Here is a 22,039-nt window from a genome sequence, read left to right as displayed (position 1 = left end):
GAACAAGCGGATGAAGCTCAGTCGGAACAGTCGGGCTGGCCCTGTCCAGTTCCGCTTCTGCTAGTAATCGCTTCAAACGAGAGTTTTCCTGTTCCAACTGCTTAAGCCGCTTGGCGTGATCCATTCGCAGGCTGCCGTACTCCTTTCGCCAACGGATCCGCGTTTGTGTTGATATGCCAATCTGCTTGGCCGCCAGATCTTGCGTCATCCCCTGCGACATCAGAACCTCCGCTTCGCGGAGCTTGGGGGAATTTCTTCTGGCTTGTACTTCTTTCCTGGCGACATCCTTTCTCCCTCTAACTTGTGACCAGAGGATAACATTTTCAATTATCCCGTGGACTCATTTAGGGGGGCCGATCAAGACCACCTGGTTCGCTGCATTATCGACCTCCCGCACCCGAGTCTTTTCATCCATGTTTCTTCGTTCCGGCTGCGTCTCCACTCAGTAACGTGGATAAAGAAATGACGCTAAAAAGTTAAAACTGACACTAATACCCTCTATAAGGGCTTTTCATTGTTTTGTCTGATACGTTTTGTACATAAAGACATATGACTCGCGATTGACTAAAATAGTTCGGGTAATCCTGCGGTGCAGCGGTTCAACAGTGCAGCGGTTCAACAGTGCAGCGGTTCCACAGTGCTTTTGCAACCCAATGGAGAGGGCGAACTTGATGAAACGTCGTGAGATTCTAAAGTCAGCTGGCTGTGTGCTGTTCCTGCCGGCACTGGAGAGCTTTGGGCAGAATCGCTCCGCCCCGGAACAAGCTGAAGCCAAACGGCTTTTCTGTGTCAGCATGGGCTACGGTTTTTTCACGGACGTGCTGCCGCAAACCGATGGTGCCGACTACACATTCAGCGAACACATGGAGCCTTTGAAAAAGCACAGAGACCATTTCACGCTCTACTCGAAAATGAAGTTCGGCGGAGACCATGTCCGCGACCACAAATGCTTTGTCGGAAATACCACAACGAACCCGGACTCACTGGACCAGATTGTTGCGGACCACATTGGCCACTTAACCCGCGTTAGAAATGTTGTCACTTTCATCAGCCATGCTCATCACCACATCGTTGCATCGTGGCGGAACAGGCTGCCTGTAACGCCGATTCAATCAACGAGGCTGCTCTTCGAAACTCTCTTTGCCAAGACCGACAGAAAAACCGAGGAACGACTACTGGCCCACAAAAAGAGTGTCCTTGACGGTTCTCTCGAAGAAGCGAAAGCTCTGATGACGCGCGTGTCGGGCCGAGACCGCCAGCGACTGGAGGAGGATTTCGCGGCGTTGCGTGACTCGGTACAGGAACTCAAGACATCGATCGAGTGGCTCAGTAATCCTCGCCAGGATGTCGAATTCCCGGTCGCACCTCAATTCGAGAATAACTTCCTTGCTACCGACGTTGACAAGAAACGATTCCTGGAAAACCCACGTCAGATTCAACGCGGCATTGCATTCGACATGATCTACAAGGCCTTCAGGTTCGATATCACGCGCGTGGTCAATTTCTATATGGTGGGGCTCGATAATGACCATCACATCACGACGCACAACGTGCCAAAAACCGCGGACGCACGCACCAGCCTGACGAAGTATGACTCATCGTTCTTTTCACTGCTGTCCAACTTCTACGATAAGCTCGCCAGTACAAAAGGTGAGTTCGACGGAACCCTGATGGATGAGACCGTCACCGTCGCCACAGGTAACAACAGTGTGAGTCAGAGAATGGGGCCTCATAACGGGAACGAAATTCCTGTGTTCGTCGCGGGCGGACAGTTCGAGAATCACGGTGGCCATATCATGCGTAAGGGCGAGACAACCTGCGATATCTACCTGTCGATACTTCAGAAATTCGGTATCCAGCGAGAACAGTTCGGCAATAGCAAGAAGATCATTCAGCTGTAAAATTATGTTGAATAACAAGATCACGAAAATGGTTGTTTTGCTGTCGCTGATTGCAGGAATTCGTGCTTCGAGTTGTCGTGCGGATGATCGTGAGCAATCACAGCAGTTCTTCGGCACCTTTTGTGTCTCCTGCCATGGCCAGGAAACGTCGGAAGCCGGCCTTCGCCTGGATCAAATTGACTTGCAGCGATGGGAAGACGCAAGTCTGCTGGAAGGTGTTTACACGGCGATCGAGAGTGGTGAGATGCCGCCGGAAGAGGCGGCGAAACATCCAGAAGCCGACCAGGCCAGGGCTCTGCAGAAGGTTTTACGCAATCAACTGCACGTGCTTGCGGAAAAGCAAAAACCGGGAATGCTGAAACGGTTAAATCGGGTTGAGTATCAAAACACCGTCAACGATGTCTTTGGCACAGACTTCTCTCTGCTCGACCAACTGCCACTCGACAACATCGACGCTGGCTTTGATAACAATGCCGACAACTTGCACATGTCCGTTGTTGATATGGAGACATACTTCAATGTTGCAAACCGGATCGCCGAGACTATCGTCAGCGACAAACCTACTCCACGCGTCGTTGTCTACTCAACGAAGAACACAGATATTGATTCGCTCAGTCACAAAGACGATACGAATGGGTTTGCCCCATCCCTTGAACGGGATTCGCGCCCGCTGGTTTTTGCGTCTCCCGCCAACCAAATAAAAATCAATCCGTCAGTCAGGACGAACGGTGTCTATCGGATTGTTCCACAAGGATTCTATATCACGGCTCAGTTTGTTCCCGGCAGCCGTAATGAAGAAAGATTGCCTGCGGTCATGGACGTTTCAGATAACGATATCGACGGTACGCCATCAGGTGGCCATTCGATGAGCTACTTCCTGCGAAAGAACTCGGGAGTAGGACAAAGCATTGTTACTGTGATTCCAAAAAATGCTGCCTGGCAGGACTTCGATCTTAGGGAAGGGTTCACGACGCGGCTTTCCTCCGATGACACGATCGTTCTGAGATGCAATTCGGTCCAACGGGGCGGGGCTCAGCGGATGTTTTGCATTGAGGAAGCGACCATCACGGGGCCAGTGTACGAGTTCTGGCCACCGCAGACGCCTTTCTACAAAACCTATTGCAAAGAGATCGATGCTTCTGCTGACTATGAGTCATGCCGGCCCATTCTGAAGCGGCTTGCACAAAAACTGTTTCGTCGTCCGGTCTCTGACGCTGAGATGCAGCAAGTCGATGTCCATGCGAAGAAAGAGTTCGCCCTGGGTCGAAGCATCTACTCCGGCCTACAAGCAGGCATTCGCGGAATGTTATGTTCCCCGAATTTCCTTTATAAGCAGGAAGGTGCGTCGGGGCCGCTGGATGAACACGCGATCGCTGCACGTATGTCGTATTTCCTGTGGAACTCCTTGCCCGACGAGACGCTTTTCGAATTGGCGAGGCAGGGAAAGCTGAAGGATCCCGAAGTTCGACGCGAGCAGACGATCCGAATGCTGCAGGACGCAAGAGCTGATCGGTTTGCCGAAGACTATGTTCATCAATGGCTCGATCTTGAAAAGCTCAAGATCATCGAACCGGACGTGAACATTTTCACGGTTGATGAATTTGACCTTGTCCGAGATCAGATCAAAGAAGAACCGGTGGAGTTTTTCAAGGAAGTGCTGTCAGGCAATCTGAGCCTGCTGAACTTTATCGATTCCGATTTTGTAATGATCACACCGGAGCTGAACTACATTTATCGGATCGAAGGTCACCCGGTCGCGCAGCCGAGCAAGAGAGCTGGAGCAAGTAAAATATCACCGGTCGACTACAGGCCCAAAGAGATTACTTCGGAATTTTCCAAGGTGATACTTGGCGATAACGATCGATATCGCGGAGGCCTTCTTTCACAGGCCGGATTCATGCTGATGACGACTAACAACGGGCAATACACCAATCCGTTTTATCGTGGCGCGTGGGTACTGAGAAGCTTCTACGGTGATCATCTGGAGACACCAGCAAACCTGGAAATCGCAGCACTCAGACCACCGACGCAAACGGAGACGATCAAACAGACGATCGATGCGCATCGAGAGAACGTCAGCTGCAATAGCTGCCACAAGAAGATGGATCCCCTCGGGATTGCTTTGGAGAACTTCGACGTCATCGGACGCTGGCGGGACCAGTACGCTGACGTGAGCAACTATTCCGCCGCGAGCAAGAACGACGGCAATGAAACCGAACGCTTTCCTGTGGATACGAGAACCGTTCATATGGACGGCCGAGCCTTCGAGGGTCCACAAGGTCTGAAAACCATCTTGCTGGAAGATGAAGACAAGTTTTCCCGAACGTTCGTGGAGAACATGCTGTCCTATGCAATGGCACGCCAGCTCACTTTTCGCGATCGCGAAAACCTTGACTCGCTCTACAAGCAGTCCGCTGATACCGATTTCCGACTGCGCGACATTCTCTTAGCGATCGTCTCGTCAGACTGTTTCATCAGACGGTAACAATGAGCTATCAAAACAGATTCGAGATCGAAACACTGGCTCCAGTTAGCGGTTTTGTTTCCGGGGTCCGGTCACGTTCACTCGTGGAGTCGAAGCGCCCACATCGCACACGTTCAATTTTGCCTGTGGAACAATCAAGCAAACCGGGCAAGGAAACCGGCCGCAGCCAGGATGTTGAAAATAATCAAACAAAAAGGAAGCAAACTCCATAGGCTGAACGACCTGATCAAATCGACAACACCGCTCACATTTTCTCGATTCCGTAAGTAATTCCGCGATGGCTGCAAAGAGGGTTTATCGCGAAAGAAAATCACCGTTTGCACTTTCGTGAGAAGTCCGCATCGACCCCGCCGATGCGAGTCGATTTGCAGCTCTCCGATGCGGCTCAAAGTGTTGCCTTGGTGAGTCGAGTAGCTTGACGGTCCAATGAATTCGTCTGAAGACGCATGAGGATCTTTCTCAACGCTCAATCCTACTTTGTCAATTCACGCCGATCGTGCCGCAAAAGCAATGCCCAACCGCCCAATTCGCTAGCCTGATACGATTTTGCACTCACGCAAGGTTTTGAAGTCAAATTGGCGACAACTCGAGATCGCGCGGATCAGCTTTCACAATCGGGTATCACGATGAAAACAGGGAAAACAATCGTACAGGCTGACTCCTCAATCAACGGTGGGCGGAATACCGATTTCCGATTCGATCCTCTTCGCGTATTCAAACGCTGACAGCCTGATTCCAAAGTGATTTTTATGGAGCCAGGTCGCGCCTTCAAGTCTTCCACGCGGCGGCTTTATCGCACTTGATCCTCCATCATCTGGCGAGCAGCGCGATTTGCCGCTTCCCAGTGGCCATCCTCCGCCTTGCGGACGATGTCGATCAGCCAAGCGTTTTCCCGATCCGTGAGCTTTCCGTCTTCTAGAGATGTTTGGATCCCATCAGTGACACTGGGCAATCGGTCCTGCGCCTTACGATTCGTAACCGAATACAGCGCTTTGGCATACTCGTATGCCGTTGGACTAACTTCATCGTAGCCGCCGCAGCCGACGATCCCCACTAGCAGGCAGCCGCATGCCCATCTAAACATCGAGTAATTGTTCGTATGCATGAATTAAAGGTCTCCTGTTACTTCACCTTCATTGATGCTGGAAAATTCGGCCCAAACAATCAGATCGACTTCGTTCGTCACGAATCGGACCGACGCGTCTCCCATACAAACGTTGCCGCCACCCGAATGCTCGGAGAACATTTGTCCGACGTGATAGGTCGGAAAGTTGACGGGATGAATGATTGGAAAACCCGTGATGTCAAGCTCCCCGCCGGATGGTCCGGCATGCACGAGTACCAGCGTGGCAGCCGCATCCGGGCCGTTTTCTGGCGATGAGAAACGTGGATGAGTGAACGCACCGGGCACAACGCCCACCCAGGTCTTGTCACTAAGTTTCGACGAATGCTCTCCCAGGAAAATCGTTTTGGAGATCCCATCCTTGATGTGCCGCATTCTTGTGCGAGAGTTTCGATAAAACGGACCGTCGGCGACACGGCTTGCGTCGCCATTGATGGTGATCTCGCGAGTCGCGCTGGTGTAGATATTCGTGAACACGATACCCGTCGAACTCGCGCCGCACTCGCCCCAACAGGATTCCTGTCCATGGCTGGCAACATAGTGAGAGCGCCCCAGCGTGACCGTGCGACCCTCGATAGACAGCGGTTCGCCAGCTTCGTCTTGAACCACGAACGGCTCGTGCCCCCCGGATGCGGTTGGACAGAGGAAGGTGGGAACGGTCTGACGGACAAAGTCGGCGTTCCGCGGCGACCACACTGGCTGGGCCAGGTCGATGGAACTGGCCAGTCCGGACTCCTCAAGATAAGGTAACAGATACGTGCCCCAGCCCCAGCCTGGTGGCGCGTCCCATGTGTTGGGGTCGCGAGTCGCGGGTGGGGGCGCGGTCGTCGAGTTCGAAACGTATCCCGGCGGCAGCCTGCGACGCGCGCTTTCGTAGGCCTGAATCGCAATGCCCAGTTGACGCAGATTGTTCACGCATTGCACACGCCGCCCCGATTCTCTCGCGGCGTTTGCTGCCGGCAGTAGCAATCCAATCAGCAGTCCTATGATCGCAATCACGACCAGCAGTTCAATCAGCGTAAATCCGTGTTTTTGGAATCTGGTGGCCAATGAAAAACTCCTTCGATTCGAGCCGCGCACCCAAAGTTTAGCCTTGGTTAAACTTGACAGGCCCTGATTTTAGCATAGGCTAAACCCAGGTCAACCGCTCGCGGCACCGGAGCCGATCCGATAGATTTAAAAAATGATGAACCGACCGCAGCCCAACAAATCCCGCCCTTATCGCCGCACTCGCAAGGACCACGCCTCGGAAACGGCAGAGGACTACGTGGAGGCGATTGCCGAAACAATCCAGGAGCGGGGAGTCTGCCGGGGCAGTGATCTCGCCAAACTGTTCGGCGTCAGCAACGTGACGATCACCAAGACGGTCGTTCGGCTACGAACGGAAGGACTGGTGGACACCGAGCCCTACGCGCCACTTCGGCTTACGGCGAAAGGCGAGTCGCTCGCCGCACGGTCGAAGAAGCGACACGAAACCGTGCTGCAGTTTCTGCTTGCGCTAGGTATCAGTCGCAACGTCGCCGAGTTGGATTCTGAGGGGATCGAGCATCACGTGAGCGAGGAAACTCTCCGGGCATTTCATCGGTTTATTGACCAGTAACGCGAGATTGACTTGCGATTTCGATTCTCCTTGGACGATCGGCGCGCTTTGCCATCGGTTCCTGCGTGAAGGCCGAGTGCCAACGACGTCGCGGCCGTAATGAAGCCTAGCATGGCGGGCAAGGAATGTGCTCAGAGATCGATGTAACCGATGCGTCGAAGGAAAACGGCAGCAAGCACGACGTATGGCCTAGCAAATTCGAAGCAACAAAATACTTGCAATTGTCCGTTCGATTGCTTTAAATTTTCGATCAGCCTAGGGTGTTGGGCAGGCTTTGACGCCACGTCGATCAGCAGAGATGACCTTCGTGGATGGAAGAGCTGAACATATTCACACCTGCGAATTACCCACCTTCAATTATGATTTCAATGATGCAAGCTAACTTGCGAATTTCCAGTCTAGGCATCGTTGTTATGGCCGCGAGTGTTGGCTGGGCTCAACCATCAACGCTTCAAGATGTTGCTGGAAATGTGGCATCGCCGCGTCTCCCCAAGATGACGATTTACGTCGCGAAAGAAATCATTACGCTCGACCCATCGATGCCTAAGACCGAGGCAGTTGCGGTTGTAGGAGATCGAATTCTTGCAACAGGAACGCTGGAAACACTGAAAGCGGCTGCCGGCGATCAGGAGTTCGAGATCGATGAGACGTTCGCAGAAAAAGTGATCGTCCCTGGATTTATTGCGCAGCACGACCATCCGGTCCTGACCGCTCTGACCATGGCTGCGGAGGTTCTCGCCATCGAAGATTGGATCTTGCCGACCAAGACCATACCGGCCGTCAAGGATAAAGCAGACTTCATGAAACGTCTCGCCGCGGTGGAAGAGATGCTGGAAGACCCTGACGAACCGCTCGTATCCTGGGGCTATCATCCGAGTTTCTACGGCAAGTTGACTCGCGAGCAGCTAAACAAAATCAGCAAAACCCGACCGGTATTGATTTGGGCGCGTTCCTGCCGTGAGATCATCCTGAATGATCCGGCGCTGAAGGCGGCCGGCATCACGAAAGAACTGGTCGCCGGCTGGTCGGATTCGCAGAAGCAACAGTCGAACTTCGAGGAAGGTCGTTTTTGGGAACAGGGTTTCTTTGCCGCAATCGCTACTAATCTTGCGACGATGATCGCTACCCCGGAAAAATTGCAGAATGGGCTCGAAATTGCTCGGGACTTCATGCACGGGAAAGGCATCACCTTTGGCAACGAACCCGGCGGTATTCTCGTCAAGCCCGTGCAGAATGGCGTGAACGCCGTCTTCTCGCCGTCGACCATGCCGTTCCGTTGGACCTTCATGGTCGACGGAAAAACGATGTGCGACAAGTACGACGACGACGCACAGGTACTGGAAGAATCGAAGAAGCTCTCGTCTTGGTATGAAGGTATGACCAGCCAATCCCCAAGGATGGCCAAGCTCTTTGCCGACGGTGCCATTTACTCCCAACTCATGAAGCTTCGTGACCCTTATCTCGACGAGCACGAGGGCGAGTGGATGACGGATCTAGCCGTCTTTCAACGAGCCTTTCGTTTTTATTGGGACGCCGACTACCAAATTCACATTCATGTGAATGGAGACGCCGGACTGGATCGGGTTTTAAACACTTTGGAAGAGAACCTCCGTCGCAATGCTCGCCACGACCATCGCACGAACATCGTGCACTTCGCGGTCAGTGCCAAAGGCCAAGTTGATCGGATCAAACGACTGGGCTGTATTGTTAGCGCCAATCCGTATTACGTGCGAGCTCTCGCTGACAATTACAGCGAAGTTGGGTTAGGTCCCGAACGGGCAGATCGGATGGTGCGTATGGGCGACGTTGAACGCGCTGGGATTTCATTTTCGTACCATTCGGATATGCCAATGGCTCCGGCAGATCCTTTGTTCCTCATGTGGTGTGGTGTGAACCGAATCACAACGTCCGGCCGTGTGGCAGGAGAAAATCAGCGTGTCAGCCGGGCCGGGGCACTACGAGCGGTAAGGCTCGAGGCTGCGTACTCTTTGAAGCTGGAAAAGCAAATTGGCAGTATTGTCTCTGGCAAACTGGCAAATTTCACAATTCTTGGAGACAACCCTGTCACCTGTGACCCGCTGAAGATCAAGGACATTGCCGTCTGGGGCACTGTGAACGAAGGTCGCGTATTGCCCGTTCAACAACGCTCAAATCAACAAGCCATCCAACGCCCGGTCGATTCACGACAAGGGGAGCTTGCCCGAATCAGAATACTGAATGCCGCGCACGAACGGCAAATTAAAAGCAGCGGCCGCTCGCTTTCATTGTGGTCGATCAACTCAATCACTCAAAATCGTTCCGATCGCTCTTGCTCTTGTGGCAGCCCGCTTATTCACGCCCTTTTGTCGGGGCTTCACACCGGCCAATAAATTTGCCACGGTCGCATCGACTGCTTGTCGTTCACTTAGCTTCAAATTGCCGCCTGGTGTTCTCCCTTCACGCCAGTTCCTTGTTCGGCATTCCAATATTGCTTCGAAAGCATGTCTCAATGAAGCCCCAGTTGTCGCGCAGCGGCTCCCCGAGTGTCAGTCGATCAAAGAAAGAGGCATGCTCTCGTTCTTGGGGTGTCTGGTTGGCTGCTGGCCACTCGGCAAGAATTCGCCGAAAGGCTTCGTGGGAATCGACCGAACCGAACCGCTCGAGGCGACTGAACTTGCCACCATGAATTTTCCCCAGCGAATTTTCGGGCTTCGGTACCTCTAAACAGAACTGCCTCATGCATCACGGGTATCGGCCTGAAACACCTGATAATGCAGCCGGAAATCGAGCGACGGTGAGCGGAGAAGATTCGAAACGTATCAAGCAGGGGGAGCTCTTCTTGATGCTGGCTGCTGGTAAGCAATCCAGCAGGGAAATATGCTGTGGGGCAAAAGAAATTTTGCAGGCTCTCAAGCAGCGAGATTGAGGTCCGCGAAGCGTTTTAGAAGATCTGCGATCTCTCGAAAGTTTTAACAAATAGAAGTTCTAGAAGTTTCAACCCAGGTGCACGATCCTAGCCAGCCGGATCAGTAGGATCGGGTTTTATGGGGGCTTTGCCAGTCGGGTCGTCGTCAAACACTCGGCAAAACCTCTCCTGGTCGATCATTTCCGCCAGCACATCGCCAATGCTTCGGCCGGTTCTTTATGCCATTGTCTTACCATGCGGTAAAAGTCTGGTCGGACGCGAACTTAAGCTGGTCGATCAGGTCGTCATTGGCTGAATGCTTCAACATGTTGAAGTGAGGGGCATACTCCAGCTTAAATCTGTGATTTTTTGCCAGCGTCTGGCGCTGCCAGGGATGCAGTTGGCACCCCAGGAGCAGCAGTCGCCGCACCGATCGCTGCGCCCGCTTTAAGGAATTAACGACGTTTCATGGTGAGAGTCCTGGTCGACAGGGTCTCATTCCGTGTTCGAGTTTGATTCTTCGGCCGGTTCGTACGTCACTTTGTTCACGTCCACGCGGATTTGGTCGAGTCGCTCGGAGACGTCCTCCGGCATGTCCTCTTGATGCCGACCACCGATCTGTTCTGCAAGAAAAGCCTCGATCTCGGCATACATCGCCATGCGATTCACAGGCTTGGCAAAGCCGTGACCCTCGTCATCCGCCAGGAGATAGCTGACTTTGTGACCCCGATCTCGTAGCGCGATGACAATCTGATCGGCCTCCGCTTGTTTCACTCTCGGGTCATTAGCTCCTTGGATAATCAGCAGTGGCTTGGCGATCTTGTGCGCACTGAAGAGTGGGCTCGCTTCTCGAATTCGTTTCTGGCCTTCTTCTGTATTTGGGTCTCCGACCATGCCATACAGAAAGGCTCGCCCCGCTTCCCAGTAAGGAGGAATCGATTCAAGCAACGTGAAGATGTTGCTGGGGCCAACGATATCGACTCCGCAGGCGTAGAGTTCAGGCGTCAATGCAAGTCCCGCCAAAGTTGCGTATCCGCCGTAGCTGCCACCCATGATCGCCACGCGATCCGGGTCAGCAATGCCTTGCTCGATCAAATATTTGACGCCCCAACTAATGTCGTCCTGCATCAGTTTGCCCCATTGCAGGTCGCCCGCATTCAGGAACTTCTTGCCATATCCGCCACTAGCGCGAAAGTTGGGCTGCAGAACGGCGTAGCCGCGGTTGGCCAAGAATTGAACCAGAGCGCTATAGCCCCATGAGTCGCGTGGCCCTTTAGGGCCTCCATGAACCAAAACGACAACCGGCAAATTCTTCGCCTCAACTCCCGCAGGTACGGTCAGGTAAGCAGGGATGTTCAGGCCGTCACTGCTGGCATAGCGAATGGGAGTCATCGGGGCCAGGTGTTCTTCGACGTCCTTGAGTTCCGGGCGAGGCGTGTACTGATGGATCAACTTGCGCTCGGGTGCATCGAAATACCAGGCTTCAGCCGCATGTTTGTCGCCATGCACGGTAATCAAAAACTTGCTGTAGTCATTGGTTGCACTCTGGAAGGCAATTTCACGACCGGGAAACTTCTGCTGCAGGAACTTATAGTTCGCCTCCCAATCTTTGTCCCGCCAGTAATATTGAGTCTTATCGTCAGTGTAGGATGTGGAGATGATCTCCCGAGTGTTTCGGTCCATTCGCAAGCCGCCGAAATCGACTCGCTCTTTCGGGTCGCTTTCCAGGAGTTCCAGTTCCCCTGTTTGGGGATTCATCTTGAACAGCGTCTGCAGATCCAGGTCACCCTTGTTGGTGACCAGGTAAAGGTTCTCATTTTTCGGATCCCATCCCCGGACCATCGCGTCCTCTGTGACCGAAGTCTCATAGATGGGGACCAGCTTCTCGTCGTCTTTACGCAATAGGGTCGTATCGCCCGCAGGATCGGTTCGACTCAGCAAGCGAAGATTGTCATCCCAGTCAAATTCATAACCGGTGATGCGATCGTCGTTCTGATAGACCAGTGTCAAATCGCCTGTGGAGATTTCGAGTTGATAAAGATCGTGCCATGCCTGGTCTCGATTATTCAGTCCCACCCACAGCAAATCCGGATTTTTCTGACTCGCATGCATGATCCGTGCCGTGACATCTTTCAGCGGGGTCAGATTTCGCGAGTCTGGTGTCTCTTTGCCGGCGGCAGGTTTGGCGCTAGGATCAACAGCGAACAGATTGATATTCTCGTCGCCGTCTGAGTCTTTTACGTACAGAATGTACTTGCCATCTTCCGTCCACGTATATCCGTACAAAGGTCGCTTGCTGTCCGTCAACGGGCGAGCCTTGTCAAATGGCTCTGCAAACTCTTTGACCCAGACGTTCATGATGCCCTGATACGGTTTCATGAACGAAATAAACCTGCCATCCGGACTCAGCTGCCCGCCCGAAATCTGCGGGTTTCCAAAAAAGAGATCCCGATCGAGTAAGGGGGACTTGGTATCTGCGTTGCATTCGTTCATCAGGGAAAAGCTCAGGCTAGTGGTCACACAGCTGACCGACAGAGTTGTCAGTAGATACGCAGCAAGTGTACGGTTGATTGAAAGATCTCATGGTAAGGAAAGAGGAATCAAGGTCTATAGATTGTGAACTCGTTCGACATCATACCAACATTGCCAATATGTGGTAATCGATAGGGCTTCAGACAGCGACGGAGATCACCTTGGGAAACCCGATTTATCTCATCTCACTCGTCGAACTCGCTCGGCGGGCGTCTTCCTTGTCTTTGCCGGGGCTGACTTGATTGGGACGGAGATTCGAGGGAAACTAACGATATACGGTGACACTGCCCCGACTGCCATGAAAAGAGAAATCACATGAGCGCACCAAAGACGATTTTTAGACTCTGTAGCTTACTGACGGCGCTGGCAAGCGTTGCTCAGGCTCAAAATACTGTTAATTTTCCGCAGATTGGCCATGTCGACCGATTTGACGCATCGCTCGACAAACTCATTCTGAAGGACGCAGCGGTCGAGGTTCTTTGCGGCGGCTTTGAATGGGCAGAGGGACCAGTCTGGGTGCCGGAAAAGGACAATAAGTTCGGAGGTTTTGTTCTGTTTTCTGACATCCCTCACAACGCCGTCATGAAATGGCAAGAGGGTGTTGGAGTGTCGGTGTATATGAAGCCCGCTGGCTATACAGGAGTTGCAGATTACGGTCGCGAGCCTGGCAGTAACGGGTTGGCTCTGGACGCTGCTGGACGACTCGTGCTGTGCGAACACGGTGACCGACGGGTTTCGCTCCTCACCAAGGGGGGCGGCAAGGTAACGCTTGCAGATCGGTGGAATGGCAAACGATTCAATAGTCCGAACGACTTGGCCATTCGCCGGAATGGCGACTTGTTTTTTACCGATCCAATTTACGGACTTCCCCAAAGTGCGGATGATCCATTGCGCGAGATTGATTTTTGCGGCGTCTATCGCTTGCAAAAGGACGGCAAGGTCACGCTGCAATTTAAGGACATATCTCGCCCAAACGGTATCGCTTTCTCGCCGGACGAGAAGATTCTCTACGTGGCGAACAGTGACGGTCGTGATCCGGTTTGGCGTGCATTTCCTGTGCAGGAAGATGGCAGCCTCGGATCGCCCACCGCGTTTTTTGACTCGTCCAAAGACGATCGCATTCCGCGTGGCGGGGGCGATGGCATGAAGATCGATGTGCATGGAAACGTTTTTGCGACAGGGCCTGGTGGTGTGCTCGTGATCTCACCGAGTGGCAAGCTACTCGGTCGTATCGTCACGGGCGAAAGCATTGCAAATGTTGGTTGGGGAAACGATGGAAGCGTACTCTATCTGACTTCGGACATGTATCTTTGTCGGATTAAGACGCTGACCAAGGGCGATAAGTTTGAGTGATGTCGATTTGCCCAACGGGTCCCGACGTGATCCGAAACAGGGTCAATTCCTTCTGGGGACGGTCCGCCACGGTGGCATCGATTTAAGTTATGAGACAGCTGCTTTCGCTGTTGCCTGAGCAACGGGCACCGACGAGGTGCCAGCAGAGATCGCTTCATCCACACTGATAGTTCTATTTTGGAAATGGATCTTGAAGGTTCTTCCAGGCTTCAATCCCTGTCGCGTATTGTTCGTCGGTCAGTAAGCACTCCTGAAGCGAATCCTAGATAGCGACCTCGTCCATGCCGATGCCAATGAAGACTAATTCTTGTCTCGGCAATCACCGACTTCTGGATGCCATTTTTGCTCGACCTCCGCTTCGAGTGTGGATGATTCCAGCCAGTGTTCAGGCGGAACAGCCGCCCACCAGAATCCACCGAAATTGAGAGACGCCACTCGACCCGCCTGTGACCAGACCCCGATCTTGTCCAGTCGACTCGCAAGCCAGAAGAAACCCTTGCTTCGCAAGACCCCATTCCATTCTTGATTAAGTCGATCAAAGAATCGCTGCGTAGTGTGAGTTGCCAACCTTTACTCTGTTTCGCAATCTCAAAGTCAAATCGTCGCGTCCCCATGATTTGTGTTGGCTCGACCTTGCCGAAGGACGCCTGTAGCTTGAGAACGTGAGGATTTAGTTGCTCGACAAAGCCTTCGATCGTTCCCCGTGTGTCTTGGTCAACCAGATCCGTCTTGTTTAAGATGATGATATTGGCAAATTCGACCTATGCGGTAAGCAGATCGGCGACGGTTCGCGGGTCGTCTTCCGTTGCTGCCTGGTCGATGCTCTTCAGATTCTTGGGGATTCTGAGATCTTCCAGGAAGTTGGCCGCATCGACCACGGTGACCATCGTATCTAATTCGGCGATTTCCGAGAGCGGAGTTCCATCGCCGATTGCGAAGGTCGATGTATCCGCGACAGGGGCTGGCTCGGAAATGCCTGTTGATTCAATTAGCCTACCTTTGGAATTTTCGGGCTTTTTTTGTTTGGTTCTTTTTAATACCATGTCCGGGGACGTTTTTTTTGCCCGGCTTGCTTTATGTTCCGCAGGCCAAAACTGAACGTGAGTGATGCGGGCGGTTCGTTTCCATGGGCGAAAAGCTACCAGCTGCCGAAACAGCACCGCTACTGGAGCCAGCTAAACATGTCAGCACTCGATGACATTCTCAAAGCGATCCCCGTTCAAGGCCTTTTGCAGCTTGTCTATTTCTGGTTAAAGAACCGAAAACGGGCCAAACGCTATCGCAAATGGGCCAAGGCCAATGGCTTGCAGTTCGCGTTGACCGGACAGTCTTTTCAGGCGCCGCCGAACCCTGCCACGGTAGATCAGAGTGAGCTGCACGGTGAAAAGCCACTGTCTTCCCAGCAAAGAATGTTCGCAAAAAGGTTTGGTCGCTCGAAAATCCAATCCCAATATGGACAGTTCATATCGAATCGTTTTCGTGGAGATTGGCAATCTGACAAGAATATCTGTTGGGGCTCTTGGAAGGGCTATACCGTCGTTAGTTGGGACACGGTGTTCTATGACTATGTGGTCGCGACGGGACAGGACTTTGATTGGAGCGAGGGCGAGTTTAGCTCGATCCTGATTCTCACCGATATGCCACTACACCGCACCCTGATCACCCCAAAAAAGCTTTGGAAAAGATTGGCGTCGTTCGGTATTGAAGAGGGTAGCAGCCTCACGCTAAAGAATGTCAAATTTGAATTAGATTCATTTAACAAACAGTATCAGGTAAAATCCAACGATCCCAAATGGGCATTCGCCATCATTGATCAGGCCATGATGGAACAGCTAATGGAGCACGGCTTGCAACACGGGATCGAAATCAATTCGGGCGGCATCATGGTATCCACGTGGTTCACGATGGAACCGGAGGAAGTGCAAAAGCAGTTGGATGCCTGCGTTGACTTGTTGGGGAATATCCCCGAAGACTTGAAGCACAATACAACCGACTGAACGCTAAAGGATCATGCTTATGAGTTCCTCGATACAGCTCTTGGCAGCGATATCACCCGCTCTCGTCACGCTGATTGTTATTGGTGCCGGTTTACTGGTATTAATCATTTATGTCATCAGCTTGCAAAACAATTTGGTGTCCGGGCGTCAGTCATGTCGAGAATCCTGGTCCGACATTGACACCGAACTCGAGCGCCGACACGACTTGATCCCCAACCTGGTCAATTGTGTAAAGGGGTACGCCACCCACGAGAAGACACTTTTGAAAGACGTCACCGCCCTGCGCACGACGGCGGTCAATGATCGCTCCAAAAGCCCACCAGACCGAGCCAAAGTAGAAGACCAACTTGGGAAGGCCGTTCATGGCCTATTAGCGACCTTCGAAGCCTATCCCGACTTGAAGGCCAGCCAGAATTTTCTCGAGCTGCAAAAAGAGTTGGGCGAAACCGAAACTCGAATCGCGCGATCACGTCGATTCTACAATGCCAACGTCCGGGATTTCTTCAACCGAGTTCAAATGTTTCCCAGCAACCTGGTCGCCGGCATGTTCGGATTCAAAGACACTGAATTCGAATTTTTTGAGGCAGAAGCGGCTGCCAAATCGGTGGTTAACGTTGACATGAGCACATAGTCTATGTGCGGGATGTCTTTGTGCGGGATGATCCAAAGCGTCTGGGATGGAAATTACCGATTCAGCTCGAGTGACATCGCAGGATAACCAGGCAGTTTGTTTTGGCGCTGAGGCTTGTGGATCAATCGCTTGGCATCTTTTGCGAATGTACCACCTTCAGCGGAAAAAAATCACAAGTCAGTCGGTCGTGCCGCTGACTTGTAGGCTCGTCGCCGGTTTGCTGATGCTCAACAGGTGAATTGAAAGCGGCCGTTCAGCTTATCGAAGAATATCCTGGACAACGTGTCCATGAACGTCGGTCAGACGCATGTCTCGGCCGCCATAGCGAAATGTGAGACGTTCGTGGTCGAGTCCCAGCAGGTGAAGGACCGTGGCGTGTAGGTCATGCATGGTGACCACGTTCTCAACGGCTTCCATTCCAAATTCGTCTGTCGCTCCGTAAATCGTGCCGCCCTTGATGCCTCCGCCCGCGAGCCAAACGGTGAAGCCTGATGTGTGATGGTCGCGGCCGTCGCCCGGTGCTCCACCGGCGTGGGGTGTTCGTCCCATTTCGCCAGCCCAGAGAATCAACGTATCGTCGAATAGGCCTCGCTCTTTCAGGTCGTTAATCAACGCAGCGATTGGCTGGTCAGTGACAAGTGCATTTTTTTCATGGCCCGCTTTCAAATTGCCATGCTGATCCCAGCTTCCATTGTCGAGGCCGACGGGATTGGCAGTCACCTCAACAAATCGGACGCCTGCCTCTAGCAGTCGGCGAGCTCGCAGGCACTGTGTCGCATACGAGCGTAGATCTTTGTCTTCCGCGTTCAAGCCATATTGTTCCTTGGTGGCTTTTGTTTCGTTCGCCAGATCGAGTGTACCGGGAACGGCGGTCTGCATGCGAAACGCCATTTCATAATTGCGAATTGCCGATTCGACTCCCGATTGTTCGCCGACTTTTTTTGCGAATTCGCCGTCTTGAAGTGATAGCCACTTCAGCTTTTGTCGCTGCTTTGCGGAACGTGTAGGAATAATGTTGTCGACGGGAATCCCTTCTGCCTTAATTGAGGTTGCCTGATAGCTGGCGGGTAGGTAGCCATTCGCAAACAGCTCTTTGCCTCCCGGCGGCACGGAACCGCTGTTAAGCAGCACGTATCCCGGTAGGTTCTGACTTTCACTGCCGAGTCCGTAATTAATCCAGGAACCCAGGCTAGGCGAGCCAGCTCGCAGACGTCCGGAGTGGAGGAACAGGTTACCTCCAGCGTGAAGTGGGACTTCCGCGACCATCGACCGGACGATGGCAAGATCGTCAACGCATTGGGCCATATTTGGAAACAGGTCGCTGACCGGAATGCCGGATTGGCCGAAGTTCTGGAAATTCCAGGGACTTTCTTTCCATTTGCGTCCCGGATTGGCCCCCATGCTTTTGGCATTTGCCCATTTGCCGATACTTTGACCGTGATGCTTTTTTAGAGACGGTTTGGGGTCGAACGAGTCGACGTGAGAAACGCCTCCTGGCATGAACAGGAACACGACGCGTTTGCATTTTGGCTGAAAGTGGCTTCGTATCCCTTCCGCAAGACCTGCGTAAGAATTGTCACTCATCAGCGCGGAAAGCGACATCAGGCCAAAACCGGTGGATGCCGTGGCGAGCATTTCACGTCGGTTGATCGGGCGCGGCACGCGGCCGGGGCAGCTTGAAGGCATCGTATTCATGGGATGTAGATCAATTCCTTCAGGTTAAACACTGCGTGCGTGGCGTCTTGCCAGACATTCTGGTCCTCAAGCAAGGCCACCTGATCCGCAGAGGGATCATCGGCCAAGGCTCGAATCAGTGAGACGAAACGTTGCAATTCGATTTTACTCGGCGGTCGCCCAATCGCGCGTTGAAACATGGCTTGAATACGTACTTCGATTGACTCGTGTTTTACCTTGACCAGTTGCTCCGCCCAGAAACGAGCTTGGTCGATTACAAAGGGGTCGTTCAGCATTGCAAGAGCCTGAGCCGGCACATTCGTTCGATCGCGCTTTCCACGTGTGACCATGCGATCGGGGAAGTCGAACAGCTCGAGAAACTGCGGGCCCTCCATGCGGGTAACTTTAATGTAGATGCTGCGTCGGCCGTCGCCATCCAACGGGCCGATGAAGAGTTTGCGGTAGTCCACGTCCTTTTCACGATGAGGATGGAGGCCGGGCCCAAACACTTCTGGATTCAGTCGCCCAGAGATTGTTAAAATTGTGTCGCGGATTGTTTCGGCGTCCATGCGACGCGCCGGATAGTGATGCAGCAATCGATTTCCGGGATCAACCTGTCCCGCGTCGTGTTTCGGCCTATTTGTTTGCTGAAACGTCTTGCTGAGTACAATTCGTCGGATCAATTGCTTGATCGACCAGTCATCCCGCACGAACTGATCCGCCAGGAAGTCAAGCAACTGCGGATGCGTTGGCTCTTCACCCATTCTGCCGAAATCATCGGGTGTCGCCACGATTCCATTGCCAAATAGATGATGCCACACGCGATTGACCATGACACGGGCCGTCAGCGGATTGTTCTGAGAAGCGATCCGTTCCGCGAGCTGTAGGCGGCCGCTGCCGTTGGTTTCAAAGGCGGTTCCCGAGATGACTTCAAGGTAACGTGCAGGGACGATCGGGCCGTGCTTCTTGGGATCGCCTCCGATCAGAACCGGAAATCCTCGACCACTTTCCTGATCGGCAAGTCCGGCGACAACGCGTGGTTCGGCAATGGAGGATGCCACCGCTCTGTATCGACTTAATAGCTCGCCCAGCTGTTGCTGTTCGATGTTTAAGGTTCCGCTGTTTAAGGTATTGGGCAACAGCCCGGTTCGGAGGAACCAGTTGAGCCAATGCACATCGGCGTCGGTGGTGCGATTGTCTCTCCAAGCTAAAACTGCATCGCGCGCCATGCTTTGGAACGCCGTAGCAACATCGACTTCACTATTGGGCGAACTGGTCGCGAACATTGGCAACATGGGCGCCAGATTCGGCGCCGGTGCTCCCGGCGCATCGTGCAGCACCGCTCGTGTGATTCCGAAAGATGAGCGGTAGTCGTAGACCAGATTGGGGTCGGCAGAGCCCGCTCGATCCGGTCGATCCGGCCATCGTGGATTATCAGAACGCGTTGTCAGCTCGACGAAGGAACGCGTTCCTGGTGCGGCGCTGGTCGGAAACGTTTTCCATTTGAACTGGCCCCCTTTGAGATAGGTGAGTCCGCCGCCGGCGAACTCGTTTAAACCGCAACTATCCACCACCGTGCGGATCATGCTTCGTCGGTTGCCAATAACCTGGACGCTGATGAATTTTTTGTCCGTTGGCAGCCATGGCGATCGAATTGAACCGTTCAGTCGATTGGAAATGATATTCGTGTACAATCCCGCTGGAAGAATTGCGTTGACGATGGAGTCGCCTTCTTCTGATAACGTGAAGTCACCGGCTGGAGTTGGATTGTCCACCAGCCCGAGGCCGCTGGTGGACCAACCCGATGGTTTTTGGGAATGGAAGTCAGCCCAGCTGATGTGATTATCGGCAATCAATTTTTCGCGCCGCTGATGTTCGGTTTGGTATTCCTCCGCAAGTTTCTTCCAGCCGGCCGCGATATCCTCTCGAAGAGCTCCGTCGGCTTTCGATTCTTTCACAAGACCCCACGGCCCCATCGACGACGGTCCCATCTCGTTGGCTGCGGTCCATTTACTGTCATCGTGGTCGCGGGTTGTCCAATTGTCTTCGAGGTTGCGCGTCACTTTCCATTGATTGCTCGAACCCAGTTCCTCATTGTCGAGCAGGAGCGAAGCAATGAATCCTGCGGGGCCGACACCATTGGCTGCGTCAAACGCGATCGTATTGCGTCCCTTTTTTAACTGCTTCGTTACGTCATATTGAGCTGGTGTTTGCCACGCCGGGTTGTTTCCCAGACGTTGTCCGTTGACATGCGACGTCACCTGATCGTCAGCCGTCGCAAACAGTTGTGCCTTTTTCGGCAACTCTTTGAGGTCGAACGTAAATCGAAAATAGATTGGGGCAGAGCTCGGCTCGTTTTGAAACGCGTTTGGTTTGTCCCAGATCCACTTCGCTGACAAGAACGGTGTACCCGTTTGGGAATCGTTCGTCTTGGTGAATTGTTTTAGAATATAGGCCGGATTCTCCCACGGTGTTCCCTCCGCGCTGACGATGAGTTCGTTCTTGTTGGGTTCGTCATTGAGAGCCGCGACAATCATGTCCGGCATGGAATCGATTGTCGCGAGCCAATGCTCGGCGAGTCGCTGCCGTAACTGGCCCTTGAGCTGGCGGATTTCGGCTGATGTATCAGCGATCTGCTCAGGGGAATCAAGCGTGTGGACAATCTGACTGCTGTTTTCCAAGATTCCGACGAGTGCGTGGTAATCCTTCGTGGAAATGGCATCCAGTTTGTGGTCGTGACATCTCGCACATGAAATCGTCAGTGCTTGAAATGCCTTGCCCAGCGTATCGATCTGGTTGTCGAGCGCGTCGAAACGAATTTCGGGGAAGTCAACACAGTTGTCGTGGCCCAACTCTCCGAATCGCCAAAACGCTGTGCCGATGATTGATTCGTTGATTCCCAACTGCTCGTTCAGACGAGGGTTTTTGAGCAGGTCACCGGCGATGTGTTCGCGCACTAGCTGATCATACGGCAGATCGTTGTTAAAGGATCGGATCAGGTAGTCGCGATAGCGCCAGGCACCGCGTACTTCGTGATTCCACTCGTAGCCATGAGTTTCGGCGAACCGCACGACGTCCATCCAGTGTCGGGCCCAGTGTTCGCCGAAATGCGGTGAGTCAATGAGTCGTTCAACCAATGATTGGTAAGCCGCTTGCGAATCCGTTTTTGATTCTTTGACAAATTGATCGATTTCAGTAGGAGTGGGAGGCAGCCCGGTCAAGACCAGCGAAAGTCGTCGCACCAGCACTCGTGGGGGCGCAGATTTCCCCGGCGTGATTCCCGCAGCTTGCTGTTTCGTCGCGACAAAGGCGTCGATCGGGTTCTCGCTTTTTTCCAGTGGAGGAGCAATCGCGTCAACGGGGAGAAGGCTCCACCACTCACGACGTTCATTGAGAATCGTTTTCCACGAAAGTTCGGCAACTTCGTCCGCAGATGGTGGGTTATCTCGAGGGTCAGGTGCGCCGAGTTCGATCCACCGAGTGAAATCTGTGACCACTTGGTCAGGAAGTTTCTTGTCCGGCGGCATCTCAAACGTCTGGTGTTTGAGCGCATCGAGCAGCAGACTTTCCTGGGGGTTCCCTGGAACAATCGCCGGACCGGATTCGCCGCCTTGACGAATGAATTCGCGGCTGTCGAGACGCAAGCCGCCTTTCAGGTCTGCCGAGGCGGCCGAATGGCATTCGTAACAGTGTCGAATCAAGACGGGGCGGATCCGCTTTTCGAAAATCTCAACGTCCGCGCCTTCGTCACCGAACGCAACGATCTGCCCACCGATCAACAATGTCGCGAAACTCGCCAAGAGTTTCGGTAGCCGAAAGTCTTGGTTCATGGAATGCTTCCTGAGTGAACGCTGATTGC

15 protein-coding genes and 1 pseudogene are annotated in these 22,039 nt (G+C 53.1%); 7 read left to right on the top strand and 9 right to left on the bottom strand.

Annotated features, from left to right (window positions below):
• Positions 1-43: 43 nt before the first annotated feature.
• Positions 44-208, bottom strand: a pseudogene (locus tag P8N76_07170) (transposase).
• 463 nt (positions 209-671) lie between these two features.
• Between P8N76_07170 and P8N76_07165 the strand changes: the two are divergent.
• Complete coding sequence (locus tag P8N76_07165; protein ID MDG2381437.1) at positions 672-1,901, top strand: DUF1552 domain-containing protein; 1,230 nt, start codon at positions 672-674, stop codon at positions 1,899-1,901.
• A 4-nt stretch (positions 1,902-1,905) separates the two neighbouring features.
• Complete coding sequence (locus P8N76_07160) at positions 1,906-4,386, top strand: DUF1592 domain-containing protein (GenBank protein ID MDG2381436.1); 2,481 nt, start codon at positions 1,906-1,908, stop codon at positions 4,384-4,386.
• 790 nt (positions 4,387-5,176) lie between these two features.
• On the opposite strand, the gene P8N76_07155 is transcribed toward P8N76_07160, so the two are convergent.
• Both P8N76_07155 and P8N76_07150 read right to left on the bottom strand, forming a co-directional pair.
• Positions 5,177-5,491 carry a hypothetical protein gene (locus P8N76_07155; protein ID MDG2381435.1) on the bottom strand — a complete coding sequence of 105 codons (315 nt, stop codon included), beginning with the start codon at positions 5,489-5,491 and terminating at the stop codon, positions 5,177-5,179.
• A gap of 3 nt (positions 5,492-5,494) precedes the next feature.
• Complete coding sequence (locus P8N76_07150; GenBank protein MDG2381434.1) at positions 5,495-6,559, bottom strand: DUF1559 domain-containing protein; 1,065 nt, start codon at positions 6,557-6,559, stop codon at positions 5,495-5,497.
• A gap of 133 nt (positions 6,560-6,692) precedes the next feature.
• Here P8N76_07150 and mntR point away from each other — a divergent pair, with 133 nt between their 5' ends.
• Entirely contained in the window at positions 6,693-7,109 is a 417-nt protein-coding gene (gene mntR, locus P8N76_07145; GenBank protein MDG2381433.1) for a manganese-binding transcriptional regulator MntR, read from the top strand.
• A 368-nt stretch (positions 7,110-7,477) separates the two neighbouring features.
• Complete coding sequence (locus tag P8N76_07140; GenBank protein ID MDG2381432.1) at positions 7,478-9,478, top strand: amidohydrolase; 2,001 nt, start codon at positions 7,478-7,480, stop codon at positions 9,476-9,478.
• A 67-nt stretch (positions 9,479-9,545) separates the two neighbouring features.
• On the opposite strand, the gene P8N76_07135 is transcribed toward P8N76_07140, so the two are convergent.
• Positions 9,546-9,827, bottom strand: coding sequence for a hypothetical protein (locus tag P8N76_07135; protein MDG2381431.1), 282 nt, complete (start codon positions 9,825-9,827; stop codon positions 9,546-9,548).
• 661 nt (positions 9,828-10,488) lie between these two features.
• A complete protein-coding gene (locus P8N76_07130; GenBank protein ID MDG2381430.1) occupies positions 10,489-12,486 on the bottom strand; it encodes a S9 family peptidase in 1,998 nt (665 codons plus the stop codon).
• Positions 12,487-12,840: 354 nt separating this feature from the next.
• On the opposite strand from P8N76_07130, the gene P8N76_07125 reads away from it, so the two are divergent.
• Entirely contained in the window at positions 12,841-13,878 is a 1,038-nt protein-coding gene (locus P8N76_07125) for an SMP-30/gluconolactonase/LRE family protein (GenBank protein MDG2381429.1), read from the top strand.
• 300 nt (positions 13,879-14,178) lie between these two features.
• Here the strand turns inward: P8N76_07125 and P8N76_07120 are convergent, their stop codons facing one another.
• On the bottom strand, positions 14,179-14,445 hold the full coding sequence (locus tag P8N76_07120; protein MDG2381428.1) for a GTP-binding protein: 267 nt from the start codon (positions 14,443-14,445) through the stop codon (positions 14,179-14,181).
• A gap of 194 nt (positions 14,446-14,639) precedes the next feature.
• The gene (locus tag P8N76_07115) at positions 14,640-14,921 is read right to left on the bottom strand and encodes a GTP-binding protein (GenBank protein ID MDG2381427.1); all 282 of its coding nucleotides are present in this window, start codon (positions 14,919-14,921) and stop codon (positions 14,640-14,642) included.
• A gap of 138 nt (positions 14,922-15,059) precedes the next feature.
• Between P8N76_07115 and P8N76_07110 the strand changes: the two genes are divergently transcribed.
• Entirely contained in the window at positions 15,060-15,875 is an 816-nt protein-coding gene (locus P8N76_07110; GenBank protein MDG2381426.1) for a DUF3137 domain-containing protein, read from the top strand.
• A gap of 19 nt (positions 15,876-15,894) precedes the next feature.
• On the top strand, positions 15,895-16,506 hold the full coding sequence (locus P8N76_07105; GenBank protein ID MDG2381425.1) for a LemA family protein: 612 nt from the start codon (positions 15,895-15,897) through the stop codon (positions 16,504-16,506).
• A gap of 258 nt (positions 16,507-16,764) precedes the next feature.
• Here the strand turns inward: P8N76_07105 and P8N76_07100 are convergent, their stop codons facing one another.
• Positions 16,765-18,201, bottom strand: coding sequence for a DUF1501 domain-containing protein (locus P8N76_07100; GenBank protein MDG2381424.1), 1,437 nt, complete (start codon positions 18,199-18,201; stop codon positions 16,765-16,767).
• On the bottom strand, positions 18,198-22,010 hold the full coding sequence (locus tag P8N76_07095) for a DUF1553 domain-containing protein (GenBank protein ID MDG2381423.1): 3,813 nt from the start codon (positions 22,008-22,010) through the stop codon (positions 18,198-18,200). The genes P8N76_07100 and P8N76_07095 overlap by 4 nt, the downstream gene beginning before the upstream one ends.
• Positions 22,011-22,039: the final 29 nt, after the last annotated feature.

Source organism: Pirellulaceae bacterium, assembly GCA_029243025.1.
In the GTDB taxonomy this organism is placed as follows: Bacteria; Planctomycetota; Planctomycetia; order Pirellulales; family Pirellulaceae.
Note: the sequence above shows the minus strand (reverse complement) of the source record. Positions and strands in the feature narration are given on the sequence as shown.

Excerpts from the sequence above, each read along its gene's own strand:
- P8N76_07165 (MDG2381437.1), top strand. The coding sequence starts at position 672 with ATGAAACGTCGTGAGATTCTAAAGTCAGCTGGCTGTGTGCTGTTCCTG.
- P8N76_07160 (MDG2381436.1), top strand. The coding sequence starts at position 1,906 with ATGTTGAATAACAAGATCACGAAAATGGTTGTTTTGCTGTCGCTGATT.
- P8N76_07155 (MDG2381435.1), bottom strand. The coding sequence starts at position 5,491 with ATGCATACGAACAATTACTCGATGTTTAGATGGGCATGCGGCTGCCTG.
- mntR (MDG2381433.1), top strand. The coding sequence starts at position 6,693 with ATGATGAACCGACCGCAGCCCAACAAATCCCGCCCTTATCGCCGCACT.
- P8N76_07140 (MDG2381432.1), top strand. The coding sequence starts at position 7,478 with ATGATGCAAGCTAACTTGCGAATTTCCAGTCTAGGCATCGTTGTTATG.
- P8N76_07135 (MDG2381431.1), bottom strand. The coding sequence starts at position 9,827 with ATGAGGCAGTTCTGTTTAGAGGTACCGAAGCCCGAAAATTCGCTGGGG.
- P8N76_07130 (MDG2381430.1), bottom strand. The coding sequence starts at position 12,486 with ATGAACGAATGCAACGCAGATACCAAGTCCCCCTTACTCGATCGGGAT.
- P8N76_07125 (MDG2381429.1), top strand. The coding sequence starts at position 12,841 with ATGAGCGCACCAAAGACGATTTTTAGACTCTGTAGCTTACTGACGGCG.
- P8N76_07115 (MDG2381427.1), bottom strand. The coding sequence starts at position 14,921 with ATGGTATTAAAAAGAACCAAACAAAAAAAGCCCGAAAATTCCAAAGGT.
- P8N76_07110 (MDG2381426.1), top strand. The coding sequence starts at position 15,060 with ATGTCAGCACTCGATGACATTCTCAAAGCGATCCCCGTTCAAGGCCTT.
- P8N76_07105 (MDG2381425.1), top strand. The coding sequence starts at position 15,895 with ATGAGTTCCTCGATACAGCTCTTGGCAGCGATATCACCCGCTCTCGTC.
- P8N76_07100 (MDG2381424.1), bottom strand. The coding sequence starts at position 18,201 with ATGAATACGATGCCTTCAAGCTGCCCCGGCCGCGTGCCGCGCCCGATC.
- P8N76_07095 (MDG2381423.1), bottom strand. The coding sequence starts at position 22,010 with ATGAACCAAGACTTTCGGCTACCGAAACTCTTGGCGAGTTTCGCGACA.